14 protein-coding genes and 1 pseudogene are annotated in these 18,796 nt (G+C 61.8%); 8 read left to right on the forward strand and 7 right to left on the reverse strand.

Annotated features, from left to right (window positions below; translation table 11 throughout):
• Positions 1 to 188 precede the first annotated feature (188 nt).
• From C5F71_RS16480 to C5F71_RS16495, 4 genes are all read left to right on the forward strand, one after another.
• Positions 189 to 1,592 carry a gluconate:H+ symporter gene (locus C5F71_RS16480; RefSeq protein WP_104911536.1) on the forward strand — a complete coding sequence of 468 codons (1,404 nt, stop codon included), beginning with the start codon at positions 189 to 191 and terminating at the stop codon, positions 1,590 to 1,592.
• A 26-nt stretch (positions 1,593 to 1,618) separates the two neighbouring features.
• Positions 1,619 to 2,479 carry a MurR/RpiR family transcriptional regulator gene (locus C5F71_RS16485; protein ID WP_104911537.1) on the forward strand — a complete coding sequence of 287 codons (861 nt, stop codon included), beginning with the start codon at positions 1,619 to 1,621 and terminating at the stop codon, positions 2,477 to 2,479.
• 1 nt (position 2,480) lies between these two features.
• Complete coding sequence (locus C5F71_RS16490) at positions 2,481 to 3,935, forward strand: amidohydrolase family protein (RefSeq protein ID WP_104911538.1); 1,455 nt, start codon at positions 2,481 to 2,483, stop codon at positions 3,933 to 3,935.
• An 82-nt stretch (positions 3,936 to 4,017) separates the two neighbouring features.
• Complete coding sequence (locus C5F71_RS16495; RefSeq protein WP_029299885.1) at positions 4,018 to 4,386, forward strand: glyoxalase superfamily protein; 369 nt, start codon at positions 4,018 to 4,020, stop codon at positions 4,384 to 4,386.
• A gap of 637 nt (positions 4,387 to 5,023) precedes the next feature.
• On the opposite strand, the gene C5F71_RS29715 is transcribed toward C5F71_RS16495, so the two are convergent.
• From C5F71_RS29715 to C5F71_RS16515, 5 genes and pseudogenes are all read right to left on the reverse strand, one after another.
• The gene (locus tag C5F71_RS29715) at positions 5,024 to 5,887 is read right to left on the reverse strand and encodes a methyl-accepting chemotaxis protein (RefSeq protein WP_371923395.1); all 864 of its coding nucleotides are present in this window, start codon (positions 5,885 to 5,887) and stop codon (positions 5,024 to 5,026) included.
• 39 nt (positions 5,888 to 5,926) lie between these two features.
• Positions 5,927 to 6,943 (reverse strand): annotated as a pseudogene (locus tag C5F71_RS29720) (methyl-accepting chemotaxis protein); the annotation flags it as partial.
• 175 nt (positions 6,944 to 7,118) lie between these two features.
• Complete coding sequence (locus tag C5F71_RS16505) at positions 7,119 to 8,939, reverse strand: CocE/NonD family hydrolase (protein WP_104911540.1); 1,821 nt, start codon at positions 8,937 to 8,939, stop codon at positions 7,119 to 7,121.
• 19 nt (positions 8,940 to 8,958) lie between these two features.
• Positions 8,959 to 10,398, reverse strand: a complete 1,440-nt coding sequence (locus tag C5F71_RS16510; protein WP_092233294.1) for a YfcC family protein — start codon at positions 10,396 to 10,398, stop codon at positions 8,959 to 8,961.
• A 356-nt stretch (positions 10,399 to 10,754) separates the two neighbouring features.
• Positions 10,755 to 11,648: a LysR family transcriptional regulator gene (locus C5F71_RS16515; protein ID WP_092233297.1), complete on the reverse strand. Its 894-nt coding sequence runs from the start codon at positions 11,646 to 11,648 to the stop codon at positions 10,755 to 10,757.
• 172 nt (positions 11,649 to 11,820) lie between these two features.
• On the opposite strand from C5F71_RS16515, the gene C5F71_RS16520 reads away from it, so the two are divergent.
• Positions 11,821 to 13,044 carry an OprD family porin gene (locus C5F71_RS16520; protein ID WP_104911541.1) on the forward strand — a complete coding sequence of 408 codons (1,224 nt, stop codon included), beginning with the start codon at positions 11,821 to 11,823 and terminating at the stop codon, positions 13,042 to 13,044.
• Positions 13,045 to 13,047: 3 nt separating this feature from the next.
• Here C5F71_RS16520 and C5F71_RS16525 read toward each other — a convergent pair whose 3' ends face one another.
• Positions 13,048 to 14,463: a glycosyltransferase family 39 protein gene (locus C5F71_RS16525; protein WP_104911542.1), complete on the reverse strand. Its 1,416-nt coding sequence runs from the start codon at positions 14,461 to 14,463 to the stop codon at positions 13,048 to 13,050.
• Positions 14,464 to 14,657: 194 nt separating this feature from the next.
• On the opposite strand from C5F71_RS16525, the gene C5F71_RS16530 reads away from it, so the two are divergent.
• From C5F71_RS16530 to C5F71_RS16540, 3 genes are all read left to right on the forward strand, one after another.
• Positions 14,658 to 15,116, forward strand: coding sequence for a GNAT family N-acetyltransferase (locus C5F71_RS16530; RefSeq protein ID WP_029299880.1), 459 nt, complete (start codon positions 14,658 to 14,660; stop codon positions 15,114 to 15,116).
• Between the two features lie 91 nt (positions 15,117 to 15,207).
• A complete protein-coding gene (locus C5F71_RS16535) occupies positions 15,208 to 16,710 on the forward strand; it encodes a PLP-dependent aminotransferase family protein (protein WP_104911543.1) in 1,503 nt (500 codons plus the stop codon).
• Positions 16,711 to 16,763: 53 nt separating this feature from the next.
• Entirely contained in the window at positions 16,764 to 17,954 is a 1,191-nt protein-coding gene (locus C5F71_RS16540) for a benzoate/H(+) symporter BenE family transporter (protein WP_104911544.1), read from the forward strand.
• A 172-nt stretch (positions 17,955 to 18,126) separates the two neighbouring features.
• Here C5F71_RS16540 and C5F71_RS28925 read toward each other — a convergent pair whose 3' ends face one another.
• Positions 18,127 to 18,633 carry a hypothetical protein gene (locus tag C5F71_RS28925; protein ID WP_158682862.1) on the reverse strand — a complete coding sequence of 169 codons (507 nt, stop codon included), beginning with the start codon at positions 18,631 to 18,633 and terminating at the stop codon, positions 18,127 to 18,129.
• Positions 18,634 to 18,796: the final 163 nt, after the last annotated feature.

Genomic DNA, 18,796 nt, shown 5'->3' on the forward strand with positions numbered 1-18,796 from the left:
TTCCTGAAGATGATTCGGTGTGCAACTTGAGACCGGGCACGGGCAGTCGAGTTTCCCTTGCCCCCTGCAGCGCGCATGTAAGAACTATCCCCTGATTTTCATCCCGGGTCTGCGGGCATGTCCCAAAGCGACAGCGCTTATCTGTGGGCGAAAATTACTTTCATAAAATTTGAAAACGCTCCTCGGTAATGATTTATGAGTTTCACAACCAATTCGACGTGACCCTTTCCGAGGAGTACCGCATGGCCACATCACCTGGCGTCTGGCTGTTGGCATACGCTGCCATCGCCATCATTGCATTGATCGTGCTGATTGCACGTTACCGGCTCAACCCGTTTATCGTCATCACCCTGGTGTCCATCGGCCTGGCGCTGCTGGCCGGGATGCCGGCGGATACGATCATGAGCTCTTATGAAGCGGGTGTCGGCAAGACCCTGGGGCATATCGCGCTGGTGGTGGCCCTGGGCACCATGCTCGGCAAGATGATGGCCGAATCCGGCGGCGCCGAGCAGGTGGCGCGAACCCTGATCAACCGCTTTGGCGAACGCAATGCCCATTGGGCCATGGTGTGCATTGCCTTCCTGGTGGGGCTGCCGCTGTTTTTCGAAGTCGGTTTTGTATTGCTGGTGCCGATTGCATTTACCGTGGCCCGGCGCGTGGGGGTGTCGATCCTGATGGTCGGCCTGCCGATGGTCGCCGGTCTGTCGGTGGTGCATGCGCTGGTGCCGCCGCACCCGGCGGCGATGATGGCGGTACTGGCGTATAACGCCTCCGTCGGGCAAACCGTGTTGTACGCGATTTTGATCGGCATCCCGACCGCGATCATCGCCGGGCCGGTGTACGCCAAGTTCATCGTGCCGCGCATTCACTTGCCTGCCGAGAACCCACTGGAGCGCCAGTTCATCGAGCGCGAACCACGCACCCGCCTGCCAAGTTTCGGCCTGACCATGGGTACCATCCTGTTGCCGGTGGTGCTGATGATGATCGGCGGGTGGGCCAACCTGATCTCCACGCCCGGCAGCGGCTTCAACCAGTTCCTGTTGTTTATCGGCAACTCGGTGATCGCCTTGTTGGTGGCGACCCTGGTCAGCTTCTGGACCCTGGGCCTGGCCCAGGGCTTCAACCGCGAGTCGATCCTCAAGTTCACCAACGAGTGCCTGGCGCCGACCGCCAGCATCACCTTGCTGGTGGGCGCGGGCGGCGGTTTGAACCGGATCCTGGTGGACGCCGGCGTGACCCACGAGATCCTCGGCATGGCCAATGCCTTCAACCTGTCGCCGCTGGTGATGGGCTGGTTGTTCGCCGCGCTGATGCGCATTGCCACCGGCTCGGCCACTGTGGCCATGACCACCGCGTCCGGCGTTGTTGCGCCTGTGGCCCTGGGCCTGGGTTATCCACACCCGGAATTGCTGGTGCTGGCGACCGGTGCCGGCTCGGTGATTTTTTCCCACGTCAATGACGGCGGCTTCTGGCTGATCAAGGAATACTTCAATATGACGGTAATCCAGACCTTCAAGACCTGGACCGTGCTGGAGACTTTGATTTCGGTGGTCGCCTTCGGTCTGACCTACGGCCTGTCTCTTGTTTTATGAGCCTGATCCTGTAACCCGGAGCCCCCATGGACATCCTCTACCAGATTCGCGCCCGCCAGGATTCCTTCAGCGCTGGCGAAGGGCGAATCGCCCGGCTGATGCTTGATGATGTGGGCTTCGCCGCATCCGCCAGCCTGGAAGAGTTGTCCCTGCGGGCCGAGGTCAGCACCGCCACCTTGTCGCGCTTTGCCCGCAGTGTCGGTTGCCGGGACCTGCGCGACCTGCGCCTGCAACTGGCCCAGGCCAGCGGCGTGGGCAGTCGTTTCCTCGACCCGGCGGGGTTGCCCGAGCAGTCGGCGTTTCATCGGCAGATCCTCGGTGATATCGAAGCGACCCTGCGCCAGCATCTGTCGGGCTTCAACCAGGCCGCTTTTGCCGATGCGGTGCACCTGCTGGGCAAGGCGCGGATGATCCACGCGTTTGGCATGGGCGGCCCGTCGAGCCTGTGCAGCGAAGAATTGCAGGTGCGCCTGGTACGCCTGGGCTACCCGATTGCCGCATGCAGCGACCCGGTAATGATGCGGGTCACGGCCGCCACATTGAGTGCCGAACACGCATTGATTGTCTGCTCCCTGACCGGCCTCACGCCCGAACTGCTGGGCGTAGTGGGGCTGGCGCGCAACTATGGGGCACGGGTCGTCGCCATCACCCTGGCCGACTCACCGCTGGCGCAGTTGGCCGACGTACTGCTGCCGCTGCAACCGGCCGAAACCAGTTTTATCTACAAACCCACCGCGGCGCGCTACGGAATGCTGCTGGCCATTGACGTGCTTGCCACTGAGCTGGCGCTGGCCAGGCCGGACGACAACCAGGAACGCCTGCGCCGGATCAAGCTGGCCCTGGACGACTATCGCGGCGGCCCTGACAGCTTGCCGCTTGGAGATTGAGATGAAGTACCACACGTTGATCCGCCAGGCGCTGATCATTGATGGCAGCAACACGCCGGGGTATATCGCTGACGTGGGCCTGCGCGACGGGCGTATCGAGACGATCGGCGACTTGGCGGGCGCCCAGGGCGAGCATGAGATCGAGGCGAGTGGCCGCGTATTGGCGCCGGGATTTATCGACGTGCACACCCACGACGACACCGTGGTGATCCGCCAGCCGCAGATGTTGCCCAAGCTCAGCCAGGGCGTGACTACGGTGATTGTCGGCAACTGTGGCATCAGCGCCTCGCCGGTCAGCCTGCGCGGTGATCCGCCGGATCCTATGAACCTGCTGGGCAAGGCCGAGGCGTTTGTCTATCCGCGGTTTACCGATTACCGCGCCGCCGTGGAAAACGCCGAGCCGGCGCTCAACGTCGCCGCATTGGTCGGCCACACGGCATTGCGCAGCAACCATATGGACGACCTGCAGCGCAGCGCCACACCGACCGAAATCGCGTTGATGCGCGTGCAATTGCACGAGAGCCTTGAAGCCGGCGCCCTGGGCTTATCCACAGGCCTGGCCTACGCCAGCGCGTTCAACGCCGACACCGACGAAGTGCTGCAACTGAGTGAAGAACTGACCGCGTTTGGCGCGGTATACACCACCCATTTGCGCAGTGAATTCGAACCGGTGCTGGAGGCCATGGACGAGGCGTTCCTGATCGGCCGCCACGCCAAGGCGCCGGTGATCATCTCCCACCTCAAGTGCGCCGGCGCGGGCAACTGGGGGCGCAGTCCGCAATTGCTGGCGTCCCTGGAACAGGCCGCCAAGACCCATCCGGTGGGCTGCGATTGTTACCCCTATGCCGCCAGTTCCTCGACCCTGGACCTCAAGCAAGTGACCGATGCCTTCCGTATCACTATCACCTGGTCGACACCGCACCCGGAAATGGGCGGACAGGATCTGCAGGCTATCGCAGGCACGTGGAATGTGTCGCTGATGGACGCGGCGCGGCGCCTGCAACCGGCCGGCGCGGTGTATTACGGAATGGACGAGAGCGATGTGCAACGGATCCTCGCCCATCCCCTGTCGATGGTGGGTTCAGATGGCCTGCCGGAAGACCCGTTCCCTCATCCGCGCTTGTGGGGTGCCTTCCCACGGGTGCTCGGGCATTTCAGCCGCGACCTGGGCCTGTTTCCGCTGCACACCGCAGTACACAAAATGACCGGCCTGTCGGCCGCACGGTTTGGCCTGGCCGGGCGCGGTGCAATCCGCGAAGGGTACTGGGCCGACCTGGTGCTGTTCGACCCGGTGCGGGTGCGCGATGTGGCTGACTTCAAGGACCCGCAACGGGCTGCCGAAGGGATAGATGGGGTGTGGATCAATGGCGTGCTGAGCTACCGCGACGGACGGGCGAATGGTCAGCGGGCGGGGCGGTTTCTGGCGCGCAGCGGTGATTTGCGTGGGGGGTTCTGATTTCAAGGCTTGGTTTGAAGCCCGCTCGCCACGGGTGGGGTGTTTGCTTATAGTGGCTGCTTCAAAACAGGGAGCCGTCGCCATGCAGTTAGGAACAGTCACCCCCATCTTGCGGACCTTCGACGAGGCCAAGACTGAGGAGTTTTATATCGGTTTCCTTGGCTTCAAGGTCGATTGGCAGCACCGCTTTGAAGATAATTTCCCGTTGTATCTGCAAGTGTCGTTCGGTGCCTGTGTACTGCACCTGTCCGAGCACCATGGTGATGCCTCACCGGGCGCCGCAGTGCGGATCCAGGCCGCGGGCCTGGACGCTTACCAGCAGCAATTGCAGGCCAAGGACTATCGCTTTGCCAAGCCACAAATCGAAGAAACACCCTGGGGCACGCGGGAGATGAGCATCAAGGATCCATTCGGCAATCGGCTGGTATTTGTCGAGGAAGGCCAAGCCTGATCGACAAATAGCAGGCAATAAAAAACCGCCTTTGCAGGGCGGTTTTTTATTGCAATCCCAGTTAGTGGCTGGGGTTGCATGCTCAAAGGAAGCAGTGATGTGCGAACAAATACTACTTTTGGTTTTGGGAATTCGCAAGGCTTGGCGACAATCGGCATTGTTCGTTTTTGATGCCTGACCTTATCCAAGTGTAGACGCAAAAAATGGTAATAAAACACTGTGGAACTACAGAGTGTTTGATGGGCGTTCGTCACACCTTGGACGTGGATCTTGGTTAGTATCGCCCCTGTTCTGCGTTTGTCGTTTGGTAGGTGAGGCTGGGTACGCGCTCGAATTCTGGACCGACCGCCACGGGCTAGTAATCCGTGCCGGATTCATGCGGGAGGAACCAAAGCCCGGCCGCCTCAAAGGAAGCAGTGATGTGCATCCCAAGGCTCACGTGTTCCGGTAAGTGCGCTGGAGGTAAGGCCCAACTTCAGGAGGGCCGAGTATGTCCAAGTTTGCACGACGTACGTGGGACCTCGTAGTGAATTGCCTGCGTGTTTATCACGTCTGGAAATTCCTGCGAGACAGCTTCGATGACCGTTAAGGCCTGAGAAGCGCAGCCGCCCCGGTTTTGGCCGGGGCGGCTTTTTGTTTACACCCGGAAATGGCTGACCATCTGCTGCAGCTGGCTGCCCAAGCGTGCCAACTCGACACTGGACTTGGCGGTCTCGTCGCTGGCGGTAGCAGTCTGCTCCGACACATCGCGCACATTGACGATGCTGCGGCTGATTTCTTCGGCCACGGCGCTTTGCTGTTCGGCGGCGGCGGCGATCTGCTGGTTCATCGACTGGATGTTCGACACCGTGCGGGTGATGTTCTCCAGGGAGACGCCAGCCTTGCGGGTCAATTCGACGCTGCTGTCGGTCAGGCTGCGGCTGTTGTTCATCACATTGGCCACTTGCTGGGTACCGTTCTGCAAGCCGGCGACCAGGCCTTCGATCTCCTCGGTGGATTTCTGCGTGCGCTGGGCCAGCCCACGGACCTCGTCGGCCACCACGGCAAACCCACGCCCGGCTTCACCGGCACGGGCGGCTTCGATGGCGGCGTTGAGCGCCAGCAAGTTGGTCTGTTCGGCCACGGCCTTGATCACGTCCATCACGCTGCCGATCTTGTTGCTCTCTTGTTGCAGGTGCGCCATGGCGTCGGTGGAGCGCGCCACTTCATCGGCCAGGCGTTCGATCTGGGCGATGGCTTCGGCCACTACCTTGTCGCCTTCACGGGCCTGGCCATCGGCGGCGGAGGCGGCCTGGGACGCTTGTTCGGCGTTGCGCGCAACTTCCTGCACGGTGGCTGTCATCTCATGCATGGCCGTAGCTACTTGATCGGTCTCGATCTTCTGGCTGTTGACCCCGGCGCTGGTCTGTTCGGTCACGGCCGACAACTCTTCGGCGGCGCTGGCGATCTGGGTGACGCCGTCGCGAATACCGGAAATCAGCTCGCGCAAGGTAGTGCCCATGCGCTGGATACCTTGTTGCAGCACGCCCAGTTCGTCACGGCGGGTTACCTGGATGTTGTGGCTCAGGTCGCCGGACGCGATGCGCTCGACCACGGCCAGGGTTTCCTGCAGTGGGCGGGTGATCTGCCGGGTGATGAGCAGCGCGGCGATAATCCCCACCAACAGGGCCAGCACGGTGCTGATCAATTGCAGGCTGCGGGCCTGGGCGCTTTCTGCATCGCGGCGTTGCAGTTGGATGTCATACAGGGCTTCGCTGCGCGACACGATATCGGCGCCTTGCACGGTCATTTCCTGGCGGGCGAGGACGATATTGGCATTGGCTGCCTTGTAGGCCTGCACCGCGCTGCGGTAGGCGCCCAAGGCGTTTTCCAGGGCGCTCAGTTCGGTTTGCTGGGATTGACCGAATACGTCCTTCAAGCCCTTGAGGCCATTGATCGCCGACTCGATTTGCGCGGCTGCGCGGGCTTCGGTTTGCGGGTTGACGTTGCCGGTATAGCCGCGCACTTCATAGCGGGCGACCTGGAACTCTTCCTTGGCATGGTTGATCGCTTCGTACTGGGCGAAGCGCTCGCTGCTTTCGGGCATCTGGCGCACGCTGCGGTCCAGGGCGGCAATCACCAGGCCTGCGGCGTCGGCACGCTCACCCATGGTTTGGCGTGCCGCGTTACCGTTGCGGTAGGCCTCGCGCATTTTGTTCAGCGACTGCCGGTAGGCGGTGATGGTGTCTTTCTGCTCGTTGAGCAGCTTGAGGTTTTCCGGGCTTTTGAAGCTGTTGATCAGCTGTTGTTGCTGCGCGGCAAAACTGTCGAGGCTGGCCTGGACATTCTGTGCCACGTCCTCGTCGCCGTTGGCCAGCATGTATTGCAGGCGCACGATGCGCAGCTTGGTCAGCGAAGCGTTGAGCTGGGTGATGTCGCTCATCCAGTTGCTGCGGTCGATCAGGTTGCCCAGGCTGGTCCAGCCCGTGAGCGCGAGGATCGAGGTGAGCACCAGCACCAGGCCGAAGCCCAGGCCCAGTTTCAAGTTGACGCTGATGTTGCCAAACCATGTATTCATCGAATTCCTCCAGGAACAGATTGCGTGTACATCAGTTGCTGGAAGGTCGCCCAGCCGATGGATAGACAGGGGATATCGGCAGCCAGGGCGAGAGCTGAAACGGTTTTTTAATGAATGTGGGATTGGCGGATGAGCGGTATGCAAGAGCCGGCTTGCCGGCTCCTGCGGGGGGGCTTTATCCGTTGGGGAGGGTGGTCAGGATCAGGCACGACGCCGCATCCCGGCTCAGGTGCAGACGGTTGTGAGCAATGCGCGGATGCCGGGCCTGGCCCTCGGCCTCGCCGCTGTTGGGGTTGACGTCGAAGCGCGGGAAGTTGCTACTGGATATGTCCAGGCGCAGGCGATGACCTTGTTTGAACAGGTTGCAGGTGGCGAATGGCTCGATAGTCAGCTTCACCCGCTCACCGGGTGCCAGCGGTTTGGGCTGCTCCCAATCGTCGCGATAACGGCAGCGGCGGATGCCGTCTGTGATGTTCATCGCAAAGCCTTCCGGATACGCCGCGCTCGGCGGGTAGACATCCACCAGCTTGGCGGTGAAGTCAGTGTCTGGCGCGTCGCTGTCGATCCACAGTTCGATCTGCACGGGACCTGCGACGACCAAGTCTTCGGCCAGGGGCGCGGTCTGGAAACTCAGCACATCGTCGCGCTCGGACAAAGGGCGATTGTCGCCCCGGCTGCCAAGAAAGTCGGCGCGCTCGCGCTGGTCGAAGGCGCCGCCGACAAAAATCGGTGCGCCGGACGTCAATGCCCCTCCCACGGTCGGCACCGGGTTGGCCGGGTCGGCGTAGTAACCCAAGACGGACTCTTCGGTACTGGGCGCAACCTCGGTCAATTGCCGCTGCGCATCCAGGTACAAGGTCAGTGACTGGGTGCCGGGCAGCGGCCATTGCTCGCCCTGCAGCCAACGGCCGCCATGCTGCAGGCGGCCGTTTTCATCCGGCGTGCCGCTGCCGCCGCCCATCAAGAACACCTTCACGCCTGCCTGCGGCGGTGGCGTCCCGGGCTTGAGGGACTGCTCGAACCATTGCAGGCGGCAACTCAACCAATCCTGCGCCACCTGGCCGTCAAAGGCCGCCTGGGCACCGAACTCGACATCACCGCTGTGGCTGATGTTGCGGTCGCCGTGCAGCCACGGGCCCATGATCAATTGCTGCGGTGCGCTGCGGTCTCGGTTGAAGGCGGTGTAGTTGGCCAGGGTCGAGCTGACATAAGCGTCGTACCAACTGGACATGAACAGCACCGGGATATCCGGTAAGTCACCGTAATGACCTTCGGCATAAATCCCCGACTTCTGCCAGTAGGGGCCGAAACTGCCCTGGGCCCACTGCTCCAGCAGATAGGCTTCGTACTCGGGCACATGGCGCAATGGCGATCGGCCCGCCTGCCAGGGCATACGGCGGAACCACTCGTGGATATCTTCGTCTTCCAGCGCCTGGCGCACCTGCGGGTCGGCCAGCGCGGCCGGGCTTTCCTTGGCCTGGCGAACCGCCCAGGTGGCCTGCTTGAGTTCAAACGCGCCACCCTGGCGAATCCCGCATTGGTAGGCATTGGCGAAGCCGCCGCTGTCGAGCACCATGCTGCCCAGGCCCGGCGGATGCAGGCAGGCCATCGCCAGTTGGGTGTGCGCCGCGTAGGACAGGCCCATGCTGCCGATCTTGCCGTTGCACCATGGCTGGCGGACGATCCAGGCCAGGGTGTCGAAACCGTCTTCGCCCTCGGCAGTGTATTTGGTGAACACCCCTTCGGAGGCGTAGCGCCCGCGACAATCCTGGAAGATCGCGACAAAGCCCCGGGCGGTAAAACGAGCGGCCATTTGCTCGCGGGAAATGTGCTGGCCGTCGAGCTGTTTTTCCGAGCGCGACGGTTTGCACTTGTCATAGGGCGTACGTTCGATCACCACCGGATACGGGCCGTCGCCGCCTGCCGGCAGGTAGATGTCGGTGGCCAGGTGGATGCCGTCGCGCATGGCGATCATCTGGTTGTGCAGGGTTTGCATAGGTAAAACACTCATCGACTCAATATCCGGTTTGCACTGCAATGGCCAACAGCACCATCGCCAGCACCGCATAGATCAGGAACAGCGGCAGGATATAGCGCGCCCATTGGCCCCAGCCGACGTTGGCGGTGGCCAGCAGTACCAGCAGGCCGCTGGAGGTTGGGGTGATCATGTTGGTCAGGCCGTTGCCCATCAAAAAGGCAAAGACGGTGGTTTGTGGGCTGACCCCGGACAACTGGCCCAGCGGGCCGAAGATCGGCATGGTCACGGCCGCCTGGCCGGAGGTGGAGGGGATCAGCACGTCCAGCCCCAATTGCGCGAAGAACATGCCGTAGGCCGACACCACTGGCCCATGGTCGCCCACCAGGTTGGCCAGGTTGTTGACGATGGTGTCCAGTACCTGGCCGGTGCTGAGGATGATTTCCACGGCGGTCGCCAGGCCGATCAGGACGCCAGCGATCAGGACCTTTTTCATGCCGTCGACAAAAGCACTGGCGGCGGTGCTGGCGGCCAGGCCGGCGATCAGTGCGAAGGCCACGGTCAGCAGCAGGTAGAACGCCGACAGCTCATGGTATTTCCAGCCCCAGCGGTTCGAGGCATAGACCAGAAAACCAATCCCGCCACCCAGCACCAGCAGGTTCAGCAGATGACGCACGGGCAGGGGTTTACTCTCGAAGGTGATCTGCGCGCTGGCATCAAACCCGTGCTTGCGAATGCTCCACAACACAAACGCGATGCCCACCAGCAGGAAGGTGCAATAGGCTGCGACGCGCATGCTCAAGCCGCTGAAAATCGGCAGGCCGACCATTGGCTGGGCCACCGACAAGGCCACGGGGTTGGAGATGGACGCCAGGTAACCGATCTTCACGGAGATGGTGACGATGGCCAGGCCAATCAGGTTCGACAGCCCGAGGCGATTGGCCATGGCTACCATTAACGGCACGATCAGGATGAATTCCTTGGCCAGTCCCATAAAGGTACTGCCGGCGGAAAATACCAGCATCAGGCTCGGCACCAACACGTAGATATTGCCCCGGGTCAGCCCCAGCAGGCGCTCCAGCCCGGCATCGATCACCCCGGCCTTGTTCAGCACGCCGAACATGCCGCCGATGAACAGCACCATGAAAATCAGCGCCGCACGCTTTTCGATGCCTTGGGGAATGGCCATGAAACCTTCCACCAGCGACACCGGGCGGGCCGTTGTATCGCCCGCCTTGCGGGGTTCCAGGGAGAACAACTGGCTGAAGGAATCCTGCTTTTCCAACACCTGGTACGAGCCGGGTACCACCAGGCCATTCTGGCGCTGGAACTTGCCGGCGTTGACCGCATAGGTGAAAGCCACGGCGAGCAGGACGATGCTCAGCAGAATGATTGCCGGGTTGATTTGCTTGCGTTGCACGGGTTTGTCTGCGACCGCCTCGGTGGGCGGTGGGGTACGGAGGATCTGCGGTTCGGTCATGCTGGCGGCCCCGGCGCGGCCCCCGTCTGAGCGGGGTACGTGCGCTGTTATTGTTGTGGGTAGTGACGCTTGGTTGGGCGGACACTAGGGCAAAGTTTTGCCGGCCACAACGTTATGCGTGGGGCGGGTTGGGGTATGCGTTTTTGTTGTGGTGGGCAGGGTTGCTTGTTGTGACAATGTGGTTTTTTGTGGCTAGGGGGCTTGTCCCCCGCTGGGTGGCGAAGCCGCCCCAAAACCTACCGCCTCGGTCTATCTGAAGGAAGTCGGGGGGCCTACTGGGGTGGCTTCGCCACCCAGCGGGGGACAAGCCCCCTCGCCACAACAAGCCTGCTCATCACAACAGGCACTCTGGGGGGCTACGTGCTCAGATTCAGTCGCTGTTTAAGGTGATCGGCAAAGGCCGTTACCAGCTGTGAGCGTGGCTCGTCGGCACGGAAGGCCAGGCCGAACTCATAGGGCAGCGCCGGGCGGAATGGGCGGCTGACAATCGGCAGATGCATGAAGTGGCTGGCCAGCAAACCGTTGACGATCGACACCCCCAGCCCTTCGGCGACAAAGCTGCACGCGGCGCCCACCGAGTGCACTTCGACCCGCACTTGCGGTGTCAGGTTGGCAGCGCGGAACATCTGGTTCAGTTCGGTACGCACTGCCCGCTGTCGGCCCAGCATCACCAGCGGCACATTGCGCAGATGCTGTACCTCGATGAAGTCGTGGCGACTCAATGGGTGGTCGACCGGCATCACGCACACGCCTTCGGTGTGCAGCACCGGCTCGACATCGAAGTCGGGCATCTCGGTGGGCAGGCGCACAAAGCCCAGGTCGGCGGAGCGGTCCAGTACGGCACGTTCGATCATGTCGTAGGAGCCGGTCAGCAGTTCGACCACGATGTCTTCATGGTCCTTGAGAAAGTCCGCGACAATACGCGGCAACAATTCCTGGGTCATGCTGGTGGGTACGCCGACCTTGAGCAGGCTTTTGCGTGAGCGACCTACGCGCATTTCATCGGCCAGGCGCTGGATTCGTTGCATGCCGTCCACCAATCCTGCGACTTCGGTGAGCAATTCCTCGGCCTCTGGCGTGGCCATCAAGCGGCCCTTTTTGCGCAGGAACAGGGCAAACCCCAGGGCGTCCTCCAACTGGCTCAACAGGCGGCTGACCGCAGATTGCGACAAGCCCATGCGCGTGGCTGCGCCGATGGTCGAGCCGGTGGACATGATCGCCTTGAAGGCTTCGAGTTGCTTGAGGTTCACCGTGGGTTTCCTGTCGAAGGGCGGCTTTGCGCATAGCGTCATGCGCTTCTCGCATAACGTTGTGGGGCGTTCGGCAAGCCGTTAGTGTCCGCCCCAATGTGACCTGGCGTCCAGCCTGGCACACGGAGCAACTGCCCATAAAAATCGACAATACGGCATTGAGGAAACACTGATGCGTGAGCTTTTCACGAAGGGCGGCGTCGTCACCGCAGGCTTACTGGCGAGTGTGTCGCCGGCGCTGATGGCCCAGGGTTTCTGGGAGGACTCCCATGGCAAATTGACCCTGCGCAATTACTATTTCAACGACGGTTATCGCGACGGTGGCGAGGACCGCAAGGAGTGGGCGCAAGGCTTCTTGCTCAACCTGCAATCGGGCTACACCGAAGGCACCGTAGGATTTGGCCTGGACGCCCTGGGGCTGTCGGGGATCAAGCTCGACTCCAGCCGCACCCACGCCGGTACCGGCTTGTTGCCGGTCCATGATGACGGGCGCGCCGCCAATGAATTCTCAAGCCTGGGCGTGACCGCAAAAATGCGCATCGGCGCTACCGTGCTGAAAACGGGCACGTTGCTGCCGAAGATCCCGGTGCTGGTACACAACGACGGTCGCTTGCTGCCGCAGACGTTTCGCGGCACGCAGATCGAATACACCGGCATCCGCAACCTGTACCTGCACAGTGGGCACCTGGACCAATTCAAGCTGCGTAACTCCACCGACAGCGTGGATATTTATCCACAGGGCTACAGCGGCAAAAAGGGCACTGACTTCGATTTCGCCGGTGCCACCTATGCTTTCACGCCTACTCTCAGTGGCACTTGGTACTACGGCGAAATGCGCGAATTCTATCGCCAACAATTCCTTGGGCTGGTGCATAAGCAGCCGTTGGGGCCGGGCAGCCTGACCAGCGACCTGCGCTACTTCATCAGCAACGAAGCGGGCGAGGCGCGTAACGGCGAGGTCGACAGCGATATGTTCAGCGGCCTGTTCACTTACCGCCTGGGTCGGCAGGCATTGGGCTTGGGCTACCAGAAAGTCAGCGGCGACACCGCGCTGCCCTATGCCAGCGTGTCGACGGTGTACTCGTTCAGCAACGCCGGGGTCGGCAAGTTCATCCAGGCTGGTGAGCAAACCTGGATGCTGCGCTATGACTACGACTTGGCTGCGGTGCTGCCGGGCTTGAGTTTCATGAGCCGTTACTACAAGGGCCAGAACGGCGACTTCAAGGGCCGTGAAGCCCGCGAGTGGGAGTCCGATACCAACCTGCGCTACGTGATCCAGGACAGCACCTTCAAAGGCCTGGGCGTGGAGTTGCGCAAGGCCACTTACCGTTCTACCTATGCCAGTGACCGTGATAACTACCGGGTTTATCTCACGTACGACCTGGCGCTCTGGTAGGCCTTACTGTTCGACAAAGGAGTAGGGGCGACTGCCCACGGTGATCTGCTTGAGGGCGGAGACCGGGATGGTCAGTTGCTCGATACGGTCCAGCAACGCCAGGTTGCCCGGCCTGGCATCCAGATAGGTACGCAGTTGTGCCTCTGTGTGCAGGATCGGCAAGTTGCTCTGGGTGTAAAACACGGTGGCGCCGGCCACGCGCTCGTTGGGCTGGTACAGCACCACCGTGTGGCCTTGGGCTTGTAATGCCTGGATTTGGCGGGTCAGGGGGACGAAGGATTCACGCCGGTCGGCCTTTGGCGCATACCAGATAGCGGCGCCCAGGTAGCAGGCAATCACCACGCTAAACACGCCACTGATCAATCCACGACGATAGGCCGGCAGGCGGCTGAGCAGGACTGCGCCATACTCGGCCGCGAGGACCGCTGCCGCCGGTGTCAGGGCCATCAGATACACAATGCGTTTGCTCGACGCGAAGGTCAGCAGGGTAAATTGCGCCACCAGCCACAGGCTGAAAAACAGCAGGTAACGATTGCTCGCCAGGCTTTTGCGAAAGTGCCACAGGCCCAGGTACACCAGGATGTTCCATGGCAAAAAGGCTTCGGGCAATTTGGCGAGGTAGTAGTAGATGGGCTCGTAATGCCCGGCTTCGACGAAGGAACCGCTGAAACGCCCGACGCTGTTGGTCCATAACACCTCACCGACTGCCTGCAGGCCGCCGCGTTGATACAGGAACCCCAGCCAGATCAACAGCGGCACCAGTGCGAGCACAGTGAAGGCGCCCGGTTTTAGCCATTGGCCGAGTTGCAAGCGTTTGTCCATCAGGCTGGTGCAGGCCAGGTAGGCGAATATCACAATGCCCGGCATCGCCAGGCCCAACACGCCTTTGCTCAGCGTGGCGATCATCATCCCCAGGGTAAACAGCAGCCAACTGCCGACGTTGGCGCTGTGCCGGGACTCGGGGCGCATGGCCTGGTAGAACGCCAGCAGGGCCAGGGTTACGCCGAGGCTGAGCAGCGCATCTTCACCCACGCCGCGCACGTTGCTCCAGTAACTGGCCATGGTCGCCAGTATCAGCGCTGCGCAAAACGCCAGCGACGTGGGCCGCCCGAACCGGCGCAGCATGCCGTACAGCAGCATCACGCTGAACAACCCGGCAAACGCCGAGGCCAGCCGTACCGCGCCGGTGCTGGCGCCAAACAGGCGAATCGCCCCGGCATCCAGCCACAGGCTCAGGGGTGGTTTTTCCAGGAATGGCTCACCGAACAGGCGCGGTACCACCCAGTCATTGTCTAGGTGCATGGCCATGGCAATCCCTGCCACCCGGGCTTCGGTGGAGCCTTGCAACTGGTGATTGCCCAGGGCAACGAAGAACAGCAAACCGGCAAGCAGCAGCAACAGCGTGGCAGGGCGTGTCATGGAGTGGGTTACCGGATGGGAGGGGGGCAGCGTTGGAGTATACGAAGGCAATCCTTAACCAATTGTGAACGTACATCCGGTTGTGGATTGGCCTGCCCGGTGGCCTGGAAGTGGTCGGTTTGCCGCCGCCTCGGGAACCTACCATTGCCAGGTCCCGATCCACACCGGAACGGGTTCCCCTACAGGAGAAAGCGATGAGTAACGATCCACAGGCCATCGTGGTCAGAGCCGTGCAAGCCGAGGACTATGAGCAATGGCTGCAACTGTGGCTGGCCTACCAGGACTTTTATCAAGTGACCCTGGATGAAACCACGACCCGCACGGCCTTCAGTCGCTTGCTCGATGCCGATCAAACCATGGCCTGCGCGGTAGCGGTACAGGGCGATGAAGTGGTGGGGTTGGTGCACGCGCTGTTGCATCGTTCGACCTGGGCGGTGGCTGATTTTTGCTACCTCGAAGACCTGTACGTGGCCCCCACGGTACGCGGTGGCGGTACCGGCAAGTTGCTGATCGAATGGGTTCAGCGCTATGCGCAGTATCACGGCTGTGCACGTTTGTACTGGCATACCCAGCAGACTAATAAGCGCGCGCAAAAACTCTACAACTGGATCGCCGAAGACTCGGGTTGCATCGAGTACCGGATGGCCCTGTAAAGCCCCGCCCATACGGCTCGCCGATATTGGTCGTGGACATATCGGCGGCTTCGCACAAAGATGCATGGTTTTTTAGCCCTTGGCCAAGTCAATGACCCACAACCTGGAACTGGACACGCTGAAGATCCGCCTGGCGGACCCCAAGCTGGCCTCGCTGGATTTGCGGGTGCGGGTGCAACGCGTGCTGCGCCAATTGATCCTCGAGGGCGTCCTCGCGCCAGGCAGCCGCTTGCCTGCGACCCGCACACTGTGCAAGTCACTGGGCATTTCCCGGGATACCGTAGAAATGGCCTACGTCCAACTGCAACTGGACGGTTACCTGAGCCGGCGCGAAGGCTCGGGCAGTTTCGTTTCCGAGAAGATCGGGCCGAGCCTGCGGGGAGCGCGCAAGCGCCAGCCGCTGATGCCAAACCAGGCCCCGGCGCTGAGTGCCAGGGGCGCGCAGATCCTCGCCAGCGGCGGCGTCAGCGACCAGCAGGTGGTCAAGGCGTTTGCCACGGGGCTGCCGGAAACGCGCACCTTCCCCGTGGGCATCTGGGAGCGCCTGCACCGCCAGGCATTGAAGGACTACCGCCCGAACCTGCTGTTGCACGGCGACCCGCAAGGGGCTGAACCCCTGCGCCAGGCCATCGCCGACTACCTGAACCTGGAACGCGGTGCGCGGGTCACGCCGGATCAGGTGCTGGTGCTGTCCAGTACGCGTCAGGCCCTGTACTTGTGCGCGCAGGTGCTGGTCGACAGCGGCCAGCCGATCCTGATGGAAGACCCCGGTTACTTCGGCGCCCGCAAGGCGTTTGAAATGGCCCAGCTCAAGGTGGTACCGGTGGCGGTGGACGCCAAAGGCCTGTGCATCGACGCCTTGCGCGCCGACCGCAGCGGCGCCAATGCGGTCTATGTCACGCCGTCCCATCAATACCCCACAGGCGCGACCCTGGCGTTGGAACGGCGCCTGGACCTGATCGCCTGGGCCGAGCAACGCCAAGGCTGGATCATCGAGGACGACTACGACAGCCAGTTTCATTACGAAGGCTTGCCGACCGCCTGTGTGCAGGGCCTGGACAACTACCAGCGCACGCTCTACCTCGGCACCTTCAGTAAGTCGCTGTACCCCGGCTTGCGCATGGGCTTTATGGTGCTGCCCCGGGAGTTAGTCAAACCCATGACCTACGCCCGCAGCATCCTCGACGGCCACACCCCGCAAATCGCCCAGTTGACTCTGGCGCGCTTCATGAACGATGGGCATTTCGGCAGCCATATACGCGCGATGCGCAAAATCTACGGCGAGCGACGGGATGTCATGGCCGAAGCGGTTGAGCGTCACTTGAGCCATGTGGTCACCGCCAGCTTGCCGCCCGGGGGCTTGCAGTTACCGTGTGTGTTGCATGAGGGGTGGTCGGAGCTGGAGACTATTCGCCAGGCGGCGCGGGTGGGTATCCAATTGCCAGGCCTGACTCGGCTCTACGCCCAGCCGCCGGCGAGGGGCGGTTGGCTGCTGGGGTTCTCGGCGCTGACGCCCGGTGAAATCGACAGCGCCAGCCGGCAGTTGGCCAAGGCGCTCAAGGGTGGTCTGGTGCAAGGTGGCGAAGTGGACTGAAAGGACGGTCCGGTGCTTGTTAGCCTTTGCGGCCTTAACAAAAGGAATGCGCCATGAACCGACCCGCCCTACGCCTGCGCCTCGCCGATTACCTGTCACCGAGCATCAGTGCGCTGATTTCCGTCATCGTCAATTACGCCGGCACTTTTGTCCTGGTATTCCAGGCTGCGCACCTGGCGCAGTTGAGTGCGGCGCAAACGGCTTCATGGGTGTGGTCGGTGAGTATCGGCGTGGGCGTGACCGGTGCGTGGTTGAGCTACCGCTACCGCGAGCCGATCATCACGGCGTGGTCGACGCCGGGCGTGGCTTTTCTGGCGACGGTCATGCCGTTTACTCCCTATGCCGAGGTGATTGGCGCCTATGTGATGTGCGCTATCGGTTTTATCGTCCTGGGCCTGAGCGGTGCGTTTGAGCGCTTGGTGCGGCTGATCCCCGGTGGCATTGCCGCAGGTTTGCTGGCGGGGATTCTCCTGCAGTTTGGTGTGGCGGCCTTTGGTGGGGCCAGTGCAGACCCGCTGTTGGTGATCGTGCTGGTGGTGGCCTACGCGGTGCTGCGCCGCTTTACCTCACGTTATGCGATGGTCGGGATTCTGTTGATTGGCCTGGGGCTGCTGCTCGCCCAGCAGCGGCTCGACTTGCACAGCCTTGAGCTGCAACTGGCGGCACCGGTGTTTGAAATGCCGCATTTTTCCATCGCGGCGTTTTTTGGCGTGGCCTTGCCGTTGTTCGTGATCACCCTGACCGGGCAATACATCCCCGGCATGCTGGTGCTGCGCAACGACGGGTTCAAGACCAGCGCCAATCCGATCATCACCGTCACGGGCCTGGGCTCTTTGCTGATGGCGCCGTTCGGGGCTCATGCGTTCAACGTCGCGGCAATCACGGCGGCGATCTGCACCGGGCGCGATACCCATCAGGACCCGTCCAAACGTTACATCGCGGGGTTGGTGTGTGGGGCGTTGTATATCCTCGTCGGGGTGTTTGGCGTGACGTTGGCGACCTTGTTCATGGTCCTGCCGCGCGCATTCATCACCACCTTGGCGGGCCTGGCGCTGCTCGGCGCCATTGGTTCAAGCCTGGCCAATGCAATGGCCGATACCCGCACTCGGGAAACGGCGTTGATCACCTTTTTGGCGACGGCGGCCAATGTCACGTTACTGGGGATTGGCGGCGCGTTCTGGGGGCTGGTGGCGGGGTTGCTGGTGCATGGGGTGATTCATGGTGGGCGCCGGGCGCTGGCCTAGCCCCATAAACCCCAGCAGATAGGGCTTTTGTGGCGAGCGGGCTTGCCCCGCGTTGGGCTGCGAAGCAGCCCCAATAAACCGAATGCGCCGTAACAGACACACCGCGGAGGCTGGTTTTGGGGCCGCTTCGCAGCCCAACGCGGGGCAAGCCCGCTCGCCACAGGGGAGTTCGTCAGAGCAGATGCCCTTGTTGCACGAAGATCCCCAACGGGCCGCTGAGTTTTTCGACCCTTATTTCACCGCCCTCCCTGAGTACGCCGGGATGGCAAACCCTGATTTTCTTCGCCACCTCTTGATCGTAGACCGTTGCACCTGTGCAACTGCGTTTGCCGTGGGCGGCATATTCGTAGGTGGCGATATAGCTGGCCGGGATGGTGCTCGACCAGTAAGTCAGATAGGACAACACCACCACGCCCAGCAGCAACGACAGGACACACGTGCCGCCTGCGACCTTCAGCCAGTGGAGCGGGGTGTATTTGAGGCGAGGGTTCCTGCGCCACACCATCAACGCAAACCCCGCCACGGCCAACGCGGTCGAGCTCACTTGGTAGATCTTTACGGTCAGCGCATTGAAGTACACCACTAGGTCGATATGGAACAGCCAGTTCACAATCGTGACCGCAAAAAGTAGCAGAGCAGTGCCGACGAGCAGCTGCGAGAGGATAGGTTTTTTACTCAATTCAAATGGCTTCTCTGCATAAAAACGGTGTGCAAGCGTGGTCCATCGTCCCCTGGCTTGCCTTTTGGTCAGATAAAACAGCGGGGAGTATAAACTTCTACTTGTCTCTAATGAGAAGTATTACCATGTGCGACTCCCGTCAGTTGTCAATCTGGATATCTCG

It is taken from the genome of Pseudomonas sp. LG1D9 (assembly GCF_002949995.1).
GTDB lineage: Bacteria > Pseudomonadota > Gammaproteobacteria > Pseudomonadales > Pseudomonadaceae > Aquipseudomonas > Aquipseudomonas proteolytica.